The organism is Aeromonas sp. QDB18, assembly GCF_027705325.1.
Lineage (GTDB): Bacteria > Pseudomonadota > Gammaproteobacteria > Enterobacterales > Aeromonadaceae > Aeromonas > Aeromonas caviae.
Window position 1 is genome coordinate 1 of the sequence record NZ_JAPDBQ010000087.1, and the last position, 17,465, is coordinate 17,465.

At 65.8% G+C, this 17,465-nt stretch carries 19 protein-coding genes and 1 pseudogene; 7 read left to right on the plus strand and 13 right to left on the minus strand.

Translation table 11 applies throughout. The features are described 5' to 3' along the window. Window positions 1-162: 162 nt before the first annotated feature. Window positions 163-366 (minus strand): DUF3955 domain-containing protein, encoded by a 204-nt coding sequence (locus tag OKC30_RS13575; protein WP_104455676.1) that lies wholly within the window; start codon window positions 364-366, stop codon window positions 163-165. Between the two features lie 184 nt (window positions 367-550). Further along, on the minus strand, window positions 551-1,894 hold the full coding sequence (gdhA, locus tag OKC30_RS13580; protein WP_113978739.1) for an NADP-specific glutamate dehydrogenase: 1,344 nt from the start codon (window positions 1,892-1,894) through the stop codon (window positions 551-553). Between the two features lie 557 nt (window positions 1,895-2,451). Between gdhA and rluF the strand changes: the two genes are divergently transcribed. Beyond that, complete coding sequence (rluF, locus tag OKC30_RS13585) at window positions 2,452-3,465, plus strand: 23S rRNA pseudouridine(2604) synthase RluF (protein ID WP_257712231.1); 1,014 nt, start codon at window positions 2,452-2,454, stop codon at window positions 3,463-3,465. Window positions 3,466-3,551: 86 nt separating this feature from the next. Here the strand turns inward: rluF and OKC30_RS13590 are convergent, their stop codons facing one another. Together OKC30_RS13590 and OKC30_RS13595 are read right to left on the minus strand one after the other, a co-directional pair. Continuing rightward, window positions 3,552-4,784, minus strand: a complete 1,233-nt coding sequence (locus tag OKC30_RS13590) for an MFS transporter (protein WP_113978735.1) — start codon at window positions 4,782-4,784, stop codon at window positions 3,552-3,554. After that, a complete protein-coding gene (locus OKC30_RS13595) occupies window positions 4,777-5,286 on the minus strand; it encodes a nucleoside deaminase (protein WP_041212766.1) in 510 nt (169 codons plus the stop codon). Before OKC30_RS13595 ends, OKC30_RS13590 begins: the two co-directional genes overlap by 8 nt. A gap of 116 nt (window positions 5,287-5,402) precedes the next feature. On the opposite strand from OKC30_RS13595, the pseudogene OKC30_RS13600 reads away from it, so the two are divergent. Beyond that, window positions 5,403-6,245: pseudogene (locus tag OKC30_RS13600) on the plus strand (LysR family transcriptional regulator). Window positions 6,246-6,261: 16 nt separating this feature from the next. Here the strand turns inward: OKC30_RS13600 and OKC30_RS13605 are convergent. The 3 genes from OKC30_RS13605 to OKC30_RS13615 form a co-directional block, all read right to left on the minus strand. Further along, window positions 6,262-6,729: a GyrI-like domain-containing protein gene (locus OKC30_RS13605; RefSeq protein WP_113978734.1), complete on the minus strand. Its 468-nt coding sequence runs from the start codon at window positions 6,727-6,729 to the stop codon at window positions 6,262-6,264. Window positions 6,730-6,749: 20 nt separating this feature from the next. After that, window positions 6,750-6,905, minus strand: coding sequence for a pleiotropic regulatory protein RsmS (gene rsmS / locus OKC30_RS13610; RefSeq protein WP_010674200.1), 156 nt, complete (start codon window positions 6,903-6,905; stop codon window positions 6,750-6,752). Window positions 6,906-6,989: 84 nt separating this feature from the next. Beyond that, on the minus strand, window positions 6,990-7,457 hold the full coding sequence (locus tag OKC30_RS13615; RefSeq protein ID WP_010674201.1) for an acyl-CoA thioesterase: 468 nt from the start codon (window positions 7,455-7,457) through the stop codon (window positions 6,990-6,992). 173 nt (window positions 7,458-7,630) lie between these two features. Between OKC30_RS13615 and OKC30_RS13620 the strand changes: the two genes are divergently transcribed. Further along, complete coding sequence (locus tag OKC30_RS13620; RefSeq protein WP_113978731.1) at window positions 7,631-8,281, plus strand: tellurite resistance TerB family protein; 651 nt, start codon at window positions 7,631-7,633, stop codon at window positions 8,279-8,281. 154 nt (window positions 8,282-8,435) lie between these two features. Continuing rightward, a complete protein-coding gene (locus tag OKC30_RS13625) occupies window positions 8,436-8,894 on the plus strand; it encodes a GNAT family N-acetyltransferase (protein ID WP_160838529.1) in 459 nt (152 codons plus the stop codon). A 26-nt stretch (window positions 8,895-8,920) separates the two neighbouring features. Here the strand turns inward: OKC30_RS13625 and OKC30_RS13630 are convergent, their stop codons facing one another. Continuing rightward, complete coding sequence (locus tag OKC30_RS13630) at window positions 8,921-10,369, minus strand: aminotransferase-like domain-containing protein (RefSeq protein ID WP_270666655.1); 1,449 nt, start codon at window positions 10,367-10,369, stop codon at window positions 8,921-8,923. Window positions 10,370-10,489: 120 nt separating this feature from the next. Between OKC30_RS13630 and OKC30_RS13635 the strand changes: the two genes are divergently transcribed. From OKC30_RS13635 to OKC30_RS13645, 3 genes are read left to right on the plus strand one after another with little or no spacing between them, the layout of a single operon-like run. Continuing rightward, complete coding sequence (locus tag OKC30_RS13635; RefSeq protein ID WP_160838531.1) at window positions 10,490-12,061, plus strand: cytochrome ubiquinol oxidase subunit I; 1,572 nt, start codon at window positions 10,490-10,492, stop codon at window positions 12,059-12,061. Further along, window positions 12,061-13,188, plus strand: coding sequence for a cytochrome d ubiquinol oxidase subunit II (gene cydB / locus OKC30_RS13640; RefSeq protein WP_042015906.1), 1,128 nt, complete (start codon window positions 12,061-12,063; stop codon window positions 13,186-13,188). The genes OKC30_RS13635 and cydB overlap by 1 nt, the downstream gene beginning before the upstream one ends. 28 nt (window positions 13,189-13,216) lie before the next feature. Further along, window positions 13,217-13,330 (plus strand): CydX/CbdX family cytochrome bd oxidase small subunit, encoded by a 114-nt coding sequence (locus tag OKC30_RS13645; RefSeq protein ID WP_010674207.1) that lies wholly within the window; start codon window positions 13,217-13,219, stop codon window positions 13,328-13,330. Window positions 13,331-13,394: 64 nt separating this feature from the next. Here OKC30_RS13645 and OKC30_RS13650 read toward each other — a convergent pair whose 3' ends face one another. The 5 genes from OKC30_RS13650 to OKC30_RS13670 all read right to left on the minus strand — a co-directional run bounded on the left by OKC30_RS13650 (window position 13,395) and on the right by OKC30_RS13670 (window position 17,213). Next, window positions 13,395-14,564 (minus strand): MFS transporter, encoded by a 1,170-nt coding sequence (locus OKC30_RS13650; protein ID WP_270666654.1) that lies wholly within the window; start codon window positions 14,562-14,564, stop codon window positions 13,395-13,397. A 554-nt stretch (window positions 14,565-15,118) separates the two neighbouring features. Beyond that, on the minus strand, window positions 15,119-15,922 hold the full coding sequence (dkgB, locus tag OKC30_RS13655) for a 2,5-didehydrogluconate reductase DkgB (RefSeq protein ID WP_113978726.1): 804 nt from the start codon (window positions 15,920-15,922) through the stop codon (window positions 15,119-15,121). 67 nt (window positions 15,923-15,989) lie between these two features. Next, entirely contained in the window at window positions 15,990-16,280 is a 291-nt protein-coding gene (locus OKC30_RS13660) for a putative quinol monooxygenase (protein WP_039038611.1), read from the minus strand. Between the two features lie 154 nt (window positions 16,281-16,434). Further along, the gene (locus OKC30_RS13665) at window positions 16,435-16,800 is read right to left on the minus strand and encodes a VOC family protein (protein WP_113978725.1); all 366 of its coding nucleotides are present in this window, start codon (window positions 16,798-16,800) and stop codon (window positions 16,435-16,437) included. Window positions 16,801-16,826: 26 nt separating this feature from the next. Further along, a complete protein-coding gene (locus OKC30_RS13670) occupies window positions 16,827-17,213 on the minus strand; it encodes a DUF6404 family protein (protein WP_113978723.1) in 387 nt (128 codons plus the stop codon). Window positions 17,214-17,465 lie beyond the last annotated feature (252 nt).

Below are 17,465 nucleotides of genomic sequence, written 5' to 3' on the forward strand. Positions count from 1 at the left end.
CTGCGCGAGCAGCTATCACCCAGTAATGGGGATCCCCCTCCTGTGACGCGAAGCGCTAAGGTGGGGGAGGATGTCAACGAATCGGTCTATTGCCTGGACCCGGATCAGAACCTCATCGAGATCAGCCGCTATTGCTGAGCTCTTGGCACCTTGCGATTTGTGTCATTGCTCCCTGGTGCGCCCCTTGCGCAGCAGAGGGATCACGGTGAGCACCATGCCGGTGAAGAGCAGCAGATAGCCCAGGGGCAGCAGGGCAAAGGGCTCGTGCAGGAAGCCCTGGGCATCGAGGGTGGAGCCCAGCAGGTTGAAGGCCAGGAAGCAGCCGAGCCCGGCCAGGATCAGCAGGGCGCCTATGGTCGTTGTCATCTCGTTCTCCTCGTTCGCGTATGGAAGAGGGGTGAGGGTGTCATGGCTGGGTGAAGCGAGCGTGAAGTGGTATCGGGCATGCAACCTGCGTCGCCCAGGTTAAAGCAACAGCTATGCAGATAACACAACAGGGCAGCCATGGGCTGCCCTGTTGATTTGGGGGATGTCACGGGAAATGGCGTGACTAGCAGACCCCTTGCGCCAGCATGGCGTCAGCCACCTTGACGAAGCCGGCAATATTGGCGCCGCTTTCGTAGTTCACATGACCATCATCCTGACCGTAACGGACACAGGTGGCATGGATACTGGTCATGATCCCCTTGAGGCGGGCGTCCACCTCCTCCCGGGTCCAGGAGAGGCGCTGGGCATTCTGGCTCATCTCGAGGCCCGAGGTGGCAACCCCGCCGGCGTTGGCCGCCTTGCCCGGGGCGAACAGCACCCGGGCGTCGTGGAAGAGGCGGATGGCGGCGGCGCTGGAGGGCATGTTGGCCCCCTCGGCCACCAGCTGCACGCCGTTGGCAATAAGCTGCGCCGCATCTTCGGCATCCAGCTCGTTCTGGGTGGCGCAGGGGAGGGCGACGTCGGTCGCCAGGTGCCAGGGGGTGCGGCCGCTGAAGAACTCGAGCCCGAGCTCATGGGCGTAATCGGCGACCCGCTTGCGTTGCTCGTTTTTAAGCGCCATCAGACGGGCCAGCTTCTCGGGGGTGAAGCCGTCCGGATCATAGACGGTGCCGCCGGAGTCGGAGGCGGTGATGACGCGGGCGCCGAGGGCCATCGCCTTCTCGATGGCGTATTGGGCCACGTTGCCCGAGCCCGACACCGAGACCCGCAGGCCATCGAGGGACTGGCCGCGATGGGCCAGCATGGCGTCGACAAAGTAGAGCAGGCCGTAGCCGGTAGCTTCCGGACGAATGAGGCTGCCGCCAAAGGAGAGTCCCTTGCCGGTGAAGACGCACTCGGCGCTGTTGGTGAGCTTCTTCATCATGCCCGCCATGTAGCTCACCTCGCGCCCGCCCACCCCGATGTCGCCCGCCGGCACGTCGGTGTTGGCCCCCAGGTGGCGATAGAGCTCCAGCATCAGGGCCTGGCAGAAGCGCATCACTTCTCCTTCGCTCTTGCCCTTGGGATCGAAATCGCTGCCCCCCTTGCCGCCGCCCATGGGCAGGGTGGTGAGGGCGTTCTTGAAGGTCTGCTCGAAGGCGAGGAATTTCAGCACCGAGAGATCCACCGAGGGGTGGAAGCGCATGCCGCCCTTGAAGGGGCCGATGGCGGAGCTGTGCTGCACCCGGTAGCCGCGATTCACCTGCACCTGGCCCTGGTCATCCACCCAGCTCACCCGAAACTGCACCAGGCGCTCGGGTTCCACCAGTCGCTCCAGCAGGCCGTGTTGCAGGTAGCGGGGGTGGCGCTCCACATAGGGCCAGATGGAGGCGATCACCTCGCTCACGGCCTGGATAAACTCGGGCTGGTGAGGGTTGCGGCTGGCGACCTGGGCCAGGAAGGCCTCCTGGGAGAGGGAATGACTCATCTTTAACTCCTGTCGTGAATGATGAAAGTGGCGTCCTGCCAGAGAGGGGTTCATGCCCGTCTTCAGGGTTCGCGGGGCTCAAGGGGCCCGTTGTTGCGTCCCGATGGGGGTGTCATTTCCCGTCGTCGGCGGGTCAGAGCAGATAATTCGCGATGACCAAAATCTTTTTATACATTTTTGCTTGATAAATATCAAGCGTTAGATCATCTGGCTATCTGCCGAAGGCCGCACCCTATCTTCGGCGGTGGGGGCCCGGCCCATGAAGTGAAAGAGGCGGGGAGTGTGCGGTGCAGCCCAATCAGGGCCGCGGCGTCACCGCACGCTGGATAATGGGGGGCCTGCTGCTGCATCAAGGGCAGCACCCCCTGTGAGCCAGCGGCCCAGGGTGCGACGGGGCCGGGCGCGGGCGCGGGCAATGTGCTACTGTAGCGGCGTTTTTTGCCGAACATGCAGGGCGCAGGCCCTTATTTCATGGAGTTGTATGCAGACGAACCCGACCACAGCGCGGCTGATCCAGCCAGCCATTCTCAAGGCCCATCCGACCGGGGAGGTGACCCATGCTGGCCGATGAATCCATGCGCCTGAACAAATACATCAGCGAGAGCGGCATCTGCTCCCGTCGTGAGGCCGATCGTTTCATCGAGCAGGGCAACGTCTTTATCAACGGCAAGCGGGCCGGGGTGGGAGATCAGGTGTTTGCCGGGGATCTGGTCAAGGTCAACGGTCAGGTGATCGAGCCGCGCGAGGCCGACAGCCTGGTCTTCATCGCCCTCAACAAGCCGGTGGGCATCGTCAGCACCACGGAGGCGGGGGAGAAGGACAACATCGTCGACTTCGTCAACCACAGCACCCGCATCTTCCCCATAGGGCGCCTCGACAAGGACTCCCAGGGGCTCATCTTCCTCACCAACCACGGGGATCTGGTGAACAAGATCCTGCGGGCGGGCAACGATCACGAGAAAGAGTACCTGGTGACCGTGGACAAGCCGGTGACCGACGAGTTCGTCCGGGGCATGGCGGCCGGGGTGCCCATCCTCGGCACCGTCACCAAGAAGTGCAAGGTGAAGCGAGAGGCCCCCTTCGTGTTTCGCATCACCCTGGTGCAGGGGCTCAACCGCCAGATCCGCCGCATGTGCGAGCACTTCGGCTTCGAGGTGACCAAGCTCGAGCGCATCCGCATCATGAACGTCAGCCTCAAGGGGCTGCCGGTGGGGGAGTGGCGCGATCTCACCGACGACGAGCTGATCGAGCTGTTCAAGCTGATTGAGGACTCCTCCTCCGAGGTGAAACCGGCCAAGGGGGCTCAGGTTGCCAAGCCCAAGGCGGCAGCGGCCGGCACCCCTGCCCAGGGCAAGAAGCCGCGGCGCAGCGACGATCACGAGATTGGCGGGCGGCCCAATGTGCCGGGTCCCGAGGCGTTCGAGAAGAAGAGCCCCGCAGGCAAGGGCGGGGCGGGCAAAGGGGCTGCCAGCAAAGGGGGGGCAGGTAAAAGCGCGCCCGGCAAGGGGGGCAAACCCGCCCCGGGCAAACCGCGGCCAGGGCAGGGCGGGCGCCAGAAGAAGGGGCGCTGAGCGCCGGGCCTTCCCGCACCCTGATGAACAACACCAGCCAAGGCCGGTGTTGTGCTTTCTGGCCCCCAAGGCCGGTGCTCGCCGGATCAGGCAGGCTTGTGGCCTGCCGTCTGCACAGCCATGGCCTGCTCCGGGGGCAGGCCCATGGCCCTTGGGTAGTGGCGCGGGTTGAGACGCACCACCAGCAGGCTCATCAGGACCAGGGCGCCGAGCTGCCACTGCCAGGCGGCGGCGAAGTCACCGCTTGCATGGTGCAGGCGGGCCGCCACCCAGGGGCCGGTAGCCGCCACCATGAAGCCGACCCCCTGCATCAGGGCGCAGAGGGCGCCCGCCCGGCGTGGGTCGGGCAGGTGATCCAGCGCAATCACCATGATGAGGGAGAAGCTCCCCCCAAGCCCGGCGCCGCACAGCAAACACCAGAGCAGGGGGGCGGTCTGGGGAGCGAGCCAGAGGCCGCCAAAGCCCGCCAGCTGCATGGCGATGGCCAGCGCCATCCAGGGGCGGCGGTCCAGCCGACCGGCTGCCAGCAGGGGCAGGCCAAGGCCGCTCGCGGTCTGGGCCAGGGCGAGCCAGGCCACCAGCTCGCCCCCTTGCTGGGCGCTCCAGCCCGCCGCCATGTAGGCCGGGGCCAGCCAGGCCACGACGATGCCGTAGCCGCTGTTGATGATGCCAAAACAGGCGATGAGCAGCCAGGTGCGGGGCAGGGGGTGCAGCCGCTGCTCCCCGGTGGGGGCGGGCGTGCAGGCCGGGGCGGGCAGGGGCACCCGCCAGGCCAACCAGCCGAGGGCCAGCAGCACCGGCAGGCCCCAGAGCGCCAGCGCCCGAGACCAGTCCAGATACTCGGCAAGGCGCGGGGTGAGCACGGCCCCGAGCGCCCCGCCCCCCATCATGCAGGCGGAGAAGATCCCCATCACCAGGGGCACCTTTTGGGCGAACCCCTCCTTGATGAGGCTGGGCAGCACCCCCTGCACCAGGGCCGAGCCCAGCCCGCACAGGGCGGCGCTGGCGATGAGCAGGGCGCCGCTCGCCAGGTCGACGCGCAGGGCGCTGCCAAGGGCGAGCAGCAGCAGGGCAGCCCCGAGCAGGGGGCGCGGGCCCGTGCGACCCAGGAGCGCCGGGGTGAGCAGCACGCCGACCCCGATAAGCCAGAGGGGCAGCAGGGTGACCCAGGCCAGGGTATCTACCCCGAGGGCCAGCCTCGCGTCGATGCGAGGGGCCAGGGGGCCGATGGCGGTGAGGAAGGGGCGCAGGTTGAGGGCGATGAGGATCACCAGCACCAGCAAGGCGCCGCTGCCCGGGGGGAGGCGGCGCTTATGCATGGGGCAGGGGACCGTAGAGGGTTTCGGCCGCGATGGGGCTTGCCAGCTTGATGAGGGGCAGGGGCGGTGGGCACAGGGGCAGGCGCAGGGCGGCGTAGGCGGCGCGGCTGTCATAGCCGAAGGGGGCGGCATCGTCGTTGTCAAAGGCGTAGTAGACCGCCTGGATACCGTTCATCACCAGGGCCGACAGGCACATGGGGCAGGGGTGCCCGCTGGCATAGACGATGGCCCCGGCCAGCGGCCCCTGGCGACTCCCTTCCCGCAGCGCTTCCAGCTCCGCGTGACGGGTGGGGTCCCCCGCCTCCAGCATGCGGTTGACGGCGCTCGCCACCAGCCGGTTCTCCCTCACCAGCAGGGCGGCGAAGGGGCGCCCCCCTTGCTGGCGATGGGTCAGGGCCAGGTGCAGGGCCTGCTCCAGCCACTCCTGATGGCTGGGGGCCGAGGCGGCGGTGAGGGAGTTGAGGAGGCGGGCACCGGACTGGGAAGGGGGTGGCATGGTCATATCCTGGCAAAAAAGGGGGAGGACAGCAGCCTAGAGGGTCGCCGCATCATTTGGAAATTAAATGATAAAATGACTTCCAGTGGTTTTATAAATGGAGATTGCCCATGGAGCGCCCCCTGCTGGACCCCCAATTGCTGCAGAGCTTCGTCGTCATCGTCGAAACCGGCAGCTTTACCCGCGCCGCCGAGCGTATCCACCTCACCCAGTCCACCCTGAGCCAGCAGATGCGCCGCCTGGAGCAGCAGCTGGGCTGCACCCTGCTCGACCGATCCGGCCGCCAGGTGGTGACCACGGCCCAGGGGGAGACCCTGCTCGGGCTGGCGCGCCGCATCCTGGGGCTGCTGGCCCGGGCGGGGGAGCGGGTGAGCGAGGCGAGCCACCCCCTGCGCCTCGGGGTGCCGGAGGATTTTGCCGCGGGGGCCATGACCCCGGTACTGGCCGCCTTCGCCCGCGCGCACCCGCAGGTGCGGCTGGAGGTGCAAAGCGATCTCAGCCATGCCCTGTGGCAGGCCTTCGAAGGGGGAGAGCTGGATCTGGCCCTCATCAAACAGGGGCGCGGCCAGGGGGAGCCCATCGCCCGCTGGCGCGAGCCCCTGGCCTGAGTTGACAGCCGGGAGTGGCCCGCCGCCGGGCGCGACCCTCTGCCTCTGGTGGTGTTTCCAAGCGAGGGGCTCTACCGGCGCCAGATGACCGACGCCCTGGATGCCGAGGGGATCCCCTGGCGCATCGCCTACGTGAGCGGCAGTCTCGCCAGCCTGCAAGGGGCGGTGAGCGCGGGGATCGGGGTCAGCCTGCTGCCGGCGCGCCTGCTGCAACCGGATCAGGTGGTGCTGGCTCACTGGCCTGCGGTGCGCTCGGTGGAGCTGGCCCTGCACCAGGGGCCGGGCACGAGCGAACCCCTCGCCCGCCTGGGGGAGGCGCTGATCGCGCTCTGTGACGAGGTGATGGGGCCGAGGTAGCCCGGGCGGCCAGGGGTCAGGCCAGGGCCTGTTTTGGCACCACGGCGAGCCAGATTTCCACTTCGCCGCTGCCGGTGGCGGCGTCAAAGCGGGCGCCGTAGCGCTCGAAATCCGGCTGCTGGGCAGATTGATAGTCCGATTGCGCGAGCCACGCCAGGGCCTGGTGCCAGGTGTGCGGCAGGGTCGCGACATGCCCCTGATGCAAGAAGATGGCGTAGGTCTGGGGGGCGATGCGCATGCGGCCAAGCCCGGGAGGCAGCACCTCCAGGGCGGCGACCTCCACCCCGCAGAGGTATTCGCAGTGAGTGTCGGTGGCGGCGCAGATGACGCCATAGGCGTGCTCACCGAGTTGCCCCGGCAGAGGAAGCAGGGCGCTGAGGTCGCGCCACTGGCCGGCGAAGTCCCCCTGCTCGAAGGGGTGGTGACGGCGCAGCCCCCCGAGGAGCATGGCGCGGCCTTGTTCGATGCGAATGGGTGCTGACATGGTGCCTCCTGCGGGGGCGCTCAGGCCTCCCGACCTTCCTCGAGCTTGCGCTCATAATCCCGGCGAACGATGGCGAGTGCCGCCAGGGCCAGCGCGGGGGCGATGTGGTTGGTTTCCAGCAGTTCAATCAGATCCACCGCGAGCTGGACCTCGGGGGGGGCATTTTCCAGGGACATCTTGGGTTCTCAAGGGCAAGGGTGGTCGCCATTATAGCGCCCGGCGGCGCGAAGACACGCCCCGGCTGCCCGGGGCGGGACGGGTCACATGTGCTGGCGCATCTCCTTGTCCAGCTCCTCGCGCAGGGCCATCAGCTTTTTGGCGTACTGCTGCAACTGCAGATCGCTCTCGCTCACCGGCTGCCACTGGGGCACCGGGGTGGGTTTGCCATGCTCGTCCATGGCCACGAAGATGATGATGCAGTGGGTGGTCTTGCGCCGCTCCGGGTCGGTGGGGTGGCGGCTGTAGACATCCACCGCCAGGTGCATGCTGGTGGTGCCGGTGTGGATCACCTTGGCGTGTACCTCCACCAGTTGGCCTATCTGGATGGGACGCAAGAAGCGGATGCCCCCCACATAGACGGTGACGGCATAGCCGCCACACCAGCCGGCGGCGCAGGCGTAGCCGGCCTGGTCAATCCACTTCATCACCATGCCGCCATGGACTTTGCCGCCAAAGTTGACGTCGGCGGGTTCGGCGAGAAATTGCAGGGTCAGTTCACGGGCGCTCATGGTACTTCCTTATGTCGAGGCAAGGGGGGACTCCTTGGCTGTCCCCCGGGGACAATAGCAGCGGGCGGGGCCGACACTGATCCAACCAGCGCCTCTTCTTGTCTGCGCCGTCATTCACCTTGAGTTCAGCGCAGGCGGCCCAGCATGACTCATCACGCGAGGGAGGAGGCCCCATGAAACAGATGCTGGAGCAATTGATGGGAGCTGGCAAGGGCTGGCTCAACGACGGTAGTGACACGCGCAAGGCCCAGATGAAGGGCATGGCGCAGGGGGGATTGGCCGCCGGGGCCATGGCGCTGCTGCTTGGCAACAAGAAGATGCGCAAATATGGCACCAAGGTGGCGGCGGTGGGAGGCGCGGCGGCTCTCGGGGGGCTGGCCTACAAGCTCTATCAGGACTGGCAGACCCAGCAGTCCACCCCGGCCCAGCCGACCCAGCCCCTGGACACCCTGGAGGGCAAGGCCCTGGATGCCCGCGCCAACCTGCTGGTGCGCGCCATGGTGGCGGCGGCCCGGGCCGACGGCCACATCGATGCCGCCGAGCGCCAGAAGATCCAGGAGTACCTGACCGAACAGGGGGAGCGGGATGCGGCCCGCTGGATTGACGCCGAGCTCTCCCGCCCCCTCGACCCCCATGTCCTGGCGCGAGAAGTGACCGACATGGAGCTGGCGACCGAGGTCTACCTCGCCTCCCTGCTCACCATTGAGGTGGATCACTTCATGGAGCGCGGTTATCTGGACGAGCTGGCGCGTGCCTTGAAGCTGGATGACAACCTCAAGGGGAGCATAGAGCGCCAGGTGGCCCAGCTGGGGGCGCCGGGCTGAGCCCGGGAGTCTGCGGATGCACAAGGCCCCGTCATGGGGCCTTGTCGTTGCCGGGGGCTGTTGATTGCCGTGACGAGCCGATAAGATGCGGGTTCCAAAGGGTGACCGCCGAGCCTCTTTCCTCGCTGGCGACCCTCACTGCAAGGAGCATCAGGTGGACATTCGCAAGGCAACTGAACAGGATATCGACGCCATTCTGGCCCTGAACCGGCAGATAGGTCAGCTCCACTTCGAACAGGTGCCCGAGGTGTTCTGCCCCCCGTCCCCGGAGGACAGGGCCTTCTTGCTCGGCGCCATAGCCGACGAGGCGCGTCTTTTCTGCGTGGCGGTGGTGGCGGGAGAGGTGGCGGGCTTTCTCACCGCCCGCATCGACCTCAACGAGAGCGTCCCCTTTCTCAGCAAGCTGCCCGTCTGCCGCATCACGACCGTGGTGGTGGATGAGTGGCAGCGCTCCCGGGGCATCGGCCGGGCGCTGATCGCCCACGGGGACCAGTGGGGCAAGGCGCGGGGCGCAAGCCAGCTGCGCCTGGAGGTGATGGCTTTCAACGAGCGGGCCAGGGCCCTCTACGAGCGACTGGGCTTCAAGGCCCAGTCACAGACCATGGCCAGATAAGGCGCACTCGCTTGCAAAAGGGCCCGTTACGGGCCCTTGTCGTGTGAGGCGTCAGGGGGGCTCTGCCAGGTTTCCCGTTGCCGGGCGATGAGGCCCGCCAGCCGGGTGAGGGCCGCGTCCAGTTGCGGGCTCCAGGGATGGGAGCTGTTGAGGCGCAGGCAGTGGTTGTGCTGGCCCTGGCTGGAGAAGAGGGCCCCGGGGGCGATGGAGACCCCCTGTTCGATGGCGCTGGCATAGAGCGCCCGGCCATCGAGGCGGGCGTCAAATTCGAGCCAGAGAAAGTAGCCACCATCGGGGTTGGAGATACGCGCCTCGGGGAAGAGGCGCATCAGGGCTGCCCGCATCTGCTGCTGGCGCTGGGCCAGGGTGTGGCGCAGGCGGCGAAAGTGGGCGTCCACCCCGCCCTGGCGCAACATATCGGCCAGCGCCAGCTGACTGGGCACATTGGTCGAGAGCGTCGACATCAGTTGCAGCCGCTGGATGCGCTCGGCGTGGCGCTTGGCCACTACCCAGCCGACCCGAAAGCCCGGCGCCAGACACTTGGTCCAGGAGCCGCACAGCAGGCTCTCTCCCCGCGCATCCCAATGGGTGATGGGCCTTGGCCGCTCACGCCCGACATAGAGCTCCGCATAGACGTCATCCTCCACCAGGGGAACCTGATGGCGGTTGAGCAGCGCCATCAACGCCTGCTTGTGCTCATCGGGCATGGTGTGGCCGAGGGGGTGCTGCACATTGCCCATCAGCCAGCACGCCTTGACGGGGCGCTGGGCAAGGGCCTCCTCCAGCAGGGCGAGATCGATGCCCACCCCGGGGATCACCGGGATCTCCACCACCTTGAGCTTAAGCCGCTCGATGGCCTGCAGGGCGCCGTAGAAGGTGGGGGACTCCACCACCACCCAGTCGCCGGGCTCGGTCAGCACCTGAAGACTGAGGGAGAGCGCCTCCATGGCCCCCGTGGTGATGATGATCTGCTGGGGATCCACCGCCATCCCCTCGCCGGCGTAGCGCCGGGCGATGGCGCGGCGCAGTGCCTCGTTGCCGGGGGGCAGATCTGCCACCGTGCTGAAGGGATCGAGGCGGCGCATGCAACTGCCGAGGGCCCGACCGAGCTGGGGGTGGGGGAAGAGGGTCGGGTCCGCCACCGCCATGCCAAGGGGCACCAGCTCCCGTGACTTGCTCGCCTGCAGCACCTCGAACACCAGATCGTTGATGTCCACCGAGCCGCTGTAGCGGGCCTGCTGGGGCTGGCTCTCCCGCCGGGCCGTGCTCGCGGCCTTGACATAGTAGCCGAACTGGGGCCGCGCCAGGATGAGGCCGCGGCTTTCGAGCAGCTGATAGGCCTGGAGCACCGTCATGGGGCTGAGGCCGTGGGTCTTGCAGCTCTGGCGGATGGAGGGGATGCGCTCCCCCGGCTGCCAGAGGCCGCTCGTGATCTGCTGTTGCAGCTGGTCTGCCAACTGGCCGTAGCGGGACATGGTGGGCCCAAACTGTTATAGGTGTTTTTCACTATAACTGCATCTGTTATAGGTGTCATGGACCATGGTGTACTTGGCGGGCGAAAACCTGTCCGTTAAATGCAACATAGAGAGTCATGCATGATAAGCCTGGATGATGTGGTCAGCCTCTCCCGAATACAGTTCGGGGCGACGGCGATGTTCCACTTTCTGTTTGTGCCCCTCACCCTGGGGCTGTCCTGGAGCCTGGTGATCGCCGAGTCGGCCTACGTGATGACCGGCAAGGTGATCTACAAGGACATCACCCGCTTCTGGGGCAAGCTGTTTGGCATCAACTTCGTGATGGGGGTGACCACCGGGATCACCCTGGAGTTCCAGTTCGGGACCAACTGGGCCTATTACTCCCACTATGTCGGCGATATCTTCGGCACGCCGCTGGCGGTGGAGGGGCTGATGGCCTTCTTCCTCGAGTCCACATTGGTGGGCCTCTTCTTCTTCGGCTGGGACAAGCTCTCCCGCGGTCAGCACCTGCTGGTGACCATGCTGGTGGCGCTCGGCTCCAACCTCTCCGCCCTCTGGATCCTCATCGCCAACGGCTGGATGCAAAACCCGGTCGGCGCCGAGTTCAACCCCATGACCATGCGCATGGAGCTGGTGGACGTGGCCGCGGTCATCTTCAACCCGGTGGCCCAGGTCAAGTTCGTCCACACGGTGGCGGCGGGCTATGTGGCGGCCTCCCTGTTCGTGATGGGGGTGAGCAGCTGGTATCTGCTGCGCGGCATGGAGGTGCGCTTCGCCCTGCGATCCTTTGCCATCGCCTCGGGTTTTGGCCTCGCGGCCATCCTCTCTGTCATCGTGCTCGGGGACGAGTCGGGCTATCGCTCGGGGGAGGTGCAGAAGGTCAAGCTCGCCGCCATCGAGGCGGAGTGGGAGACGGAGCCCGCCCCGGCTTCTTTCACCCTGTTCGGCCTGCCGGATCAGCGTGCCGAGACCACCCACGCGGCTATCAAGATACCCTATCTGATGGGCATCATCGCCACCCGCTCCCTGGATGAGCAGGTGACGGGCCTCAAAGATCTGAAAGCGCAGCACGAGGCGCGCATTCGCAGCGGCATGCTGGCCCACGAGGCGCTCGAAGCGATGCGGGCAGATGGCAGCAACCAGGCGGCCCGCGCCACCTTCGAGCGCCACCGCGGCGATCTGGGCTACGGCCTCTTGCTCACCCCCTATGCCAAGGAGATTGGCAAAGCGGACGAGGCGGCCATCGCCAAGGCGGTGGCGGACTCCATCCCCCAGGTGGCGCCGCTGTTCTGGAGCTTTCGCCTGATGGTGGGCATCGGCGTGGCGCTGCTGGCGCTCTTTGCCGCCGCCTTCCTGCAGCTGTGCCGGGGCAGGCTGGTGCAATCCCCGCTGCTGCTCAGGGCCCTGCTCTGGTCTATTCCGCTGCCCTGGATTGCCATCGAGGCGGGCTGGTTCGTGGCGGAGTTCGGTCGCCAGCCCTGGACCATCAGCGACGTGCTGCCGGTGTCGGCCTCCGTCTCCCTGCTGCAACCGGGGCAGCTCTGGTTCAGCCTCATTGCCATCTTCCTCATCTACAGCAGCCTGCTGGTGGTGGAGTTGTTCTTGTTGCGTCATGTGATCCGCAAAGGGCCTGCCAGCCTGCAGACGGGTCGTTATCAAGGTGAAGTGTTGCAAAACGGGAGTCCTGCCTGATGGATTACGAAACCCTGAAAGTGATCTGGTGGGGGCTGGTGCTCTTCCTGCTGGTCGGCTTCGTGGTGATGGATGGCTTCGATCTCGGGGTCGGCATGCTGCTGCCCGTGGTCGGCAAGACGGATGACGAGCGGCGGGTGCTGCTCAACAGCGTGGGGCCGGTGTGGGAGGGCAACCAGGTGTGGCTCATCGCCGGTGCCGGCACCCTGTTTGCCGCCTGGCCCCTGGTCTATGCCGCCGCCTTCTCGGCGCTTTACGTGCCCTTCATGTTCCTGCTGTTCGGCCTCTTTTTGCGCCCGGTGGGCTTTGACTATCGCAGCAAGCTGCCGGACCCGGTCTGGCGCCGCTGGTGGGACCGCGCCCTGGTGGTGGGCGGTCTGCTGCCGACCCTGGTGTTTGGTGCCACCCTTGGCCTGGTGCTGCAAGGGCTGCCGTTTCGCTTCGATGCGGCCCTTCGCATCCACTATGGCGCCTTTGCGTTCCACTGGCCGCTGCTGTTGACCGCCATGGGGACGGCGCTGGCGCTGCTCTTGCTGCACGGTGCCAGCTTCCTCCAGTGCAAGACCCAGGGGGCCATAGCAGCGCGCAGCGCCCGCCTCGCCCTCTGGCTCGGCCCCCTGGCGAGCGCCCTCTTTGCCCTTGGCGGCGTCTGGCTTGGGGAGATGGCGGGGTATCGCATCACGGCCATCGGCGATCTCAACGGCGCCCTCACTCCGCTGATGAAAGAGGTGGTGGCGGTGCCGGCGGGCTGGCTTGGCAACTTTGTCGCCCATCCGGTGCTCTGGGCCGTGCCTGTGCTCGGGCTCCTGCTGCCCCTGGTGTGCGCGCTGGCAAGCCGCCTCGGCAAGTCCGGGCTGGCGCTCGTTGCCAGCGGCGGTGCCTGCGCCGCCATGATGCTGACCGTGGCCATCGCGCTCTTCCCCTTCGTGCTGCCCTCGTCCCTGGATCCGGCCAGCAGCCTGACCCTGTGGGACAGCACCTCCAGCGAGCGCACCCTGCTTATCATGCTGGGGATCGTCGGGGTACTGATGCCGGTCAACATCGGCTATACCCTCTGGGTCTACCGGGTGGTGCGCGGCAGGGTCAGCGCCGAGCAGGTGCGCCAGCACGGCCACAGCCTCTACTAATCCGCTTCAACACAAGGATCAATGCGATATGTGGTATTTCACCTGGTTGCTGGGGCTGGGGTTCGCCTTGCTCTGCGGGCTGGTCAACCTGCTCTGGCTGGAGGCGCGCTGGGCTGCCGATGAGGATCTCAAGGAGCCCTGAGCCTCGCATCTTGCCCATGAAAAAAAGGCCGACACAGGGTGTCGGCCTTTTGCTTGCCCGGGGGTCAGGCAAGGGCGGCGCGGCGCTCGCCCGCTTCGCTGACATGGGTGAGGCCGTAGGCCAGCAGCACGATGAGGGCACCAATCCAGGGGGTGTGCATCAGGCCGAGGTGCTCCACCACGAAACCGCCGACCACGGAGCCCAGCGCAATGCCGACGTTGAAGGCGGCGATGTTGAGGCCGGAGGCCACATCCACGGCATTGGGGGTGTGGCGCTCGGCCTGTTTCACCACCAGTACCTGAAGACCCGGCACGTTGCCAAAGGCGAAGGCGCCCCACACCAGCACGGTCAGTACCGCCAGCACCGGGTGCGGTGCGGTGAAGGTGAGCACCAGCAGCACCACGGCGAGACCTGCAAACAGCAGCTTGAGGGCAGGCAGCGGACCCATCCGGTCGGCGAGCTTGCCGCCCCAGATATTGCCGACGGCGACCGATACCCCGTACACCAGCAGAATGAGGCTCACCGCGCCGGCGCTAAAGCCGCTCACCTGTTGCAGGATGGGGGCGAGGAAGGTAAACGCAGTGAAGGCACCGCCGTAACCGAGCGCCGTCTTGGCGTAGACCAGCAGCAGCGGTTTCTTGGTGAGCACCGAGAGCTGCTCGCGAACGCTGGAGGCGGCCCCCTTCGGCAGGTTCCCCGGTACCAGCAGCAGGCTGCCCACCATGGCGACGAGGCCGAGCAGGCTCAGCACCAGGAAGGTCTCGCGCCAGCCAAAGACCTGACCAATCCAGGTGCCAAGCGGGACGTCGGTCACCAGGGCGACCGTGAGGCCGCTGAACATGATGGCGATGGCGCTGGCCGCCTTCTCTTTGGCCACGAGACCCGTGGCGATGGTGCTGCCTACCGAGAAGAAGACCCCGTGGGCCAGCCCGGTGAGAATGCGGGCCACAATCAGGCTCTCGTACCCGGGGGCCTGCCAGGCCAGCAGGTTGCCGACGGTGAAGAGGGCCATCAGCCCTACCAGCAGCCACTTGCGCGGCAGCTTGCCGGTGAGCGCCGTGAGCACGGGGGCGCCGATGGCCACCCCAAGGGCATAGAGGCTGACCAGCAGGCCCGCCGAGGGGAGCGAGACATTGAGCTGCTCGGCGATGGTGGGGATGAGCCCCACGATCACGAATTCGGTGGTGCCTATGGCAAAGGCACTTAAGGTGAGGGCAAATAACGCCAGTGGCATAACAACTCCTTGGATTGGGACTCCCGACGGGAGAATGGCGCCAGTATGCCGAGGGTGTTTGTTGGTAAAAATGACGGCAACGTCAAATTACTTTTGCCAAATCAGCAGCAATTGGGGCGTGGAAGTGGGAGTGGCTGAGGTTGCAGAGACAAGAGTGGGCCGTATAGAGCGAGTTGAGTGCAGAGGCAAAGCGTACAGACCGAACTGGGAATAAAGAGGGAAGGGCAGCGGAAGGTTGCAGGGGAGGGGGCCAGCGGCGCGGGTGGCAGTGACGCGCGGTATTGGGGACAAAAAAGCGGGAGGCACTGGGCCTCCCGCTGGTGTTCTCGTCGACGGTGTCGGGTTTTCTTTGCTCCCTTCTCCCCTTGCGGGAGAAGGGCTGGGGATGAGGGGGCTATCTGGTTTAAGGCCTGATGACCTGAATAGAAGAGCCTGCCCTCACCCTCACCCTCTCCCTCTCCCTCTCCCTCTCCCATAGGGAGAGGGGATAGCCCGTGGTTGCAGTCTGTTCGTGAGGGTCGCCGCTATCCACCGCCGAATCGAGAGGCCATGGTTTAATCCCAATCCGGCGCAAAGTCCGGGTTGGCGCAGCGCTCGCCCCGATCCAGGGTGGCGATGGCGGCCATCTCGTCGCTGCTGAGCCGTACCTTCAGCGCAGCCAGGTTGGCGGCCAGATTCTCCCGTTTGGTAGAGCTCGGGATCACCGTCATGCCCTGGGCCAGCAGCCAGGCCAGCGACACCTGGGCCGCCGAGACGCCGTGGCGCTTGCCGATCTCCATCAGCAGCGGCTCGGCGAGCACCTTGCCATAGGCGAGCGGCATATAGGCGGTGATGGCGATGCCGTGGGCCTGGCAGAAATCGACCACCTTGCGGTTTTGCAGCAGGGGGTGGATCTCCACCTGCTGGTGGGCGATGGCGCCCGGCCCCAAAATCTCGATGGCCTGTTTAAGCTGGGCCACGGTGAAGTTGGAGACCCCGATCTCCCGGGTCAGGCCCCGGGCTTTGGCCTCGGCGAGCTGCTCCAGATAGACCGCCATCGGCACCTCATCCTGGGGGGAGGGCCAGTGAATGAGCGCCAGGTCCAGATAGTCGGTGCGCAGTTTCTCCAGGCTCACTTCCAGGCTCGGGATCACCTTGCCCGGACCGAACTCGCTGGTCCACACCTTGGTGGTCAGGTAGATATCCTGGCGGGGCACGCCACTCTCGCTCATCAACTGGCCGACTTCGGCCTCGTTGTCATAGATCTGGGCGGTGTCGATATGGCGGTAGCCAAGTTCCAGCCCCTGGAGCAGGGAGTCGCGAAGGGGCTGATCTTTCAGGCGGAAGGTTCCAAGACCCAGGTTGGGCATCTTCATCATCAAATTCCTCAGGTTAGTGTTTCTACGCTCAAATGATGGGCTTTGCCTGCGCCGAGGGCGGAGGCAGTCAGGCGCGCCGGTAGCGGCTCACGATCCGGTTGGCAAACCAGGGGGAGGCGAGGCTGGCAAAGGCGATGTAGTGGGGCTGCTGCTGGTGGGCGAGCAGGGCGGTTTCGCTCTCCCACTCCTCGTACAGCATCCAGCTGTGGGGGCTCTCCAGGCTCTGGTGCAACTGGTAGCGAAGGCACCCCGGCTCTTGCAGGGTAGCGGCGATCAGCGGCTCGAGGGCAGCGCGAAACTGGGCGGCGAATTCGGGTTTGGCGTCAAGCTGGGCAATCACGATCAGGGGGGATGGCATCTGAACCTCCTCGTTAAGACGGGGGTCAGTATGCCCGCCCCAGACTGGGGGATACAGGGCAGCAGTCGCAAAACACTATTGAGGTGAGTGCAGCAATGTGGCCTCCCCATGGCTGGTCGTGGTGCAGGTGGGCCAGGGGGAGGGCGGAGTATTATCAGGCGCTGGCCTGTTCGGACCAGACCGCAAATTCATTGCCGCTGGGCTCGACAAAGTGAAAGCGGCGGCCACCGGGGAAGTCGAACAGGGGGCGCACTATGGTGCCGCCATGCTGGCTCACCTTGCCCTGGGTCGCCTCGATATCGGCGCTGTAGAACACCAGGAGCGCCCCGCCCTGAGCACTCTGGCTGCACAGTTCGGCGCGGTAGAAGCCGCCATCCAGCCCTTCTCCCTCGAAGGCGCAATAATTGGGGCCGTAGTCGGCAAACTGCCAGCCAAAGGCGGCGGTGAAGAAGGCCTTGGTGGCGGCAAGATCCCTGGCCGCAAAATCCACATAGTTCAGTTTTTCATGGGCCCTGGTCATAAGGGTCTCCTTGTCGATATCGGTGGTTATTTCGGTTGCCAGCGTTTTTGCGTGGGGCTCGTGGAGAGTGGCAAGGCGTCCCAGGGGGTCAGCTTGAGCTGCTTGCGCCTAAACCAGAACCAGGTCCCCATCAGCAGACCGAGCCCGATGCCAAACAGCAGGCTCTGGCGCAGGGCAAACCCCGGGCTCACCTCATCCTGCCAGCCGAGGCACCACATCAACACCCCCCAGATAGCGCCGATGGGGAGTCCCAGGGCAAGAACGTTGATCAGAAAGCGTTCGTAGTGGGGCGGCCTGATGGTGAACCCCGCCTTTCGCAGCAGCCAGATGATCGGCGGGTTGTAGTTGAGCGTTTGCACGCCCTTCTCGGCCAGCTCCCGATGGGCGGCGGCCAGCCTGTTGTCGAATGTCATGGATCGTCCCTGTCATAGTGTGGCGCCATACGGTGCCGGTTGGCGGCATTGTACTGGCAAGGGCGCAGATAAAACAGGTGGTGCGTCACGATACGAAGCGACGCCTGTCTTGCCAACTCCCGGCCATTGCACCTATAAAGACCCATTACTCTTGCCAGGATGACAACAATGAAGACCCATCTTAAATGCGAAAGGGGACTCCCTCCGACGTAGGTGGGAGGGGAATTTCGCCGGGGCGTCAGCCCCGCTGGT

What these genes read in the sequence shown, in the direction of transcription:
- rluF (WP_257712231.1), top strand. Translation starts at nt 2,452, where the DNA reads ATGCTGGCCGATGAATCCATGCGCCTGAACAAATACATCAGCGAGAGC.
- OKC30_RS13650 (WP_270666654.1), bottom strand. Translation starts at nt 14,564, where the DNA reads ATGCCACTGGCGTTATTTGCCCTCACCTTAAGTGCCTTTGCCATAGGC.
- OKC30_RS13605 (WP_113978734.1), bottom strand. Translation starts at nt 6,729, where the DNA reads ATGTCAGCACCCATTCGCATCGAACAAGGCCGCGCCATGCTCCTCGGG.
- OKC30_RS13620 (WP_113978731.1), top strand. Translation starts at nt 7,631, where the DNA reads ATGAAACAGATGCTGGAGCAATTGATGGGAGCTGGCAAGGGCTGGCTC.
- OKC30_RS13630 (WP_270666655.1), bottom strand. Translation starts at nt 10,369, where the DNA reads ATGTCCCGCTACGGCCAGTTGGCAGACCAGCTGCAACAGCAGATCACG.
- OKC30_RS13595 (WP_041212766.1), bottom strand. Translation starts at nt 5,286, where the DNA reads ATGACCATGCCACCCCCTTCCCAGTCCGGTGCCCGCCTCCTCAACTCC.
- rsmS (WP_010674200.1), bottom strand. Translation starts at nt 6,905, where the DNA reads ATGTCCCTGGAAAATGCCCCCCCCGAGGTCCAGCTCGCGGTGGATCTG.
- OKC30_RS13665 (WP_113978725.1), bottom strand. Translation starts at nt 16,800, where the DNA reads ATGACCAGGGCCCATGAAAAACTGAACTATGTGGATTTTGCGGCCAGG.
- OKC30_RS13670 (WP_113978723.1), bottom strand. Translation starts at nt 17,213, where the DNA reads ATGACATTCGACAACAGGCTGGCCGCCGCCCATCGGGAGCTGGCCGAG.
- OKC30_RS13635 (WP_160838531.1), top strand. Translation starts at nt 10,490, where the DNA reads ATGATAAGCCTGGATGATGTGGTCAGCCTCTCCCGAATACAGTTCGGG.
- dkgB (WP_113978726.1), bottom strand. Translation starts at nt 15,922, where the DNA reads ATGATGAAGATGCCCAACCTGGGTCTTGGAACCTTCCGCCTGAAAGAT.
- OKC30_RS13590 (WP_113978735.1), bottom strand. Translation starts at nt 4,784, where the DNA reads ATGCATAAGCGCCGCCTCCCCCCGGGCAGCGGCGCCTTGCTGGTGCTG.
- OKC30_RS13575 (WP_104455676.1), bottom strand. Translation starts at nt 366, where the DNA reads ATGACAACGACCATAGGCGCCCTGCTGATCCTGGCCGGGCTCGGCTGC.
- OKC30_RS13645 (WP_010674207.1), top strand. Translation starts at nt 13,217, where the DNA reads ATGTGGTATTTCACCTGGTTGCTGGGGCTGGGGTTCGCCTTGCTCTGC.
- OKC30_RS13660 (WP_039038611.1), bottom strand. Translation starts at nt 16,280, where the DNA reads ATGCCATCCCCCCTGATCGTGATTGCCCAGCTTGACGCCAAACCCGAA.
- cydB (WP_042015906.1), top strand. Translation starts at nt 12,061, where the DNA reads ATGGATTACGAAACCCTGAAAGTGATCTGGTGGGGGCTGGTGCTCTTC.
- gdhA (WP_113978739.1), bottom strand. Translation starts at nt 1,894, where the DNA reads ATGAGTCATTCCCTCTCCCAGGAGGCCTTCCTGGCCCAGGTCGCCAGC.
- OKC30_RS13615 (WP_010674201.1), bottom strand. Translation starts at nt 7,457, where the DNA reads ATGAGCGCCCGTGAACTGACCCTGCAATTTCTCGCCGAACCCGCCGAC.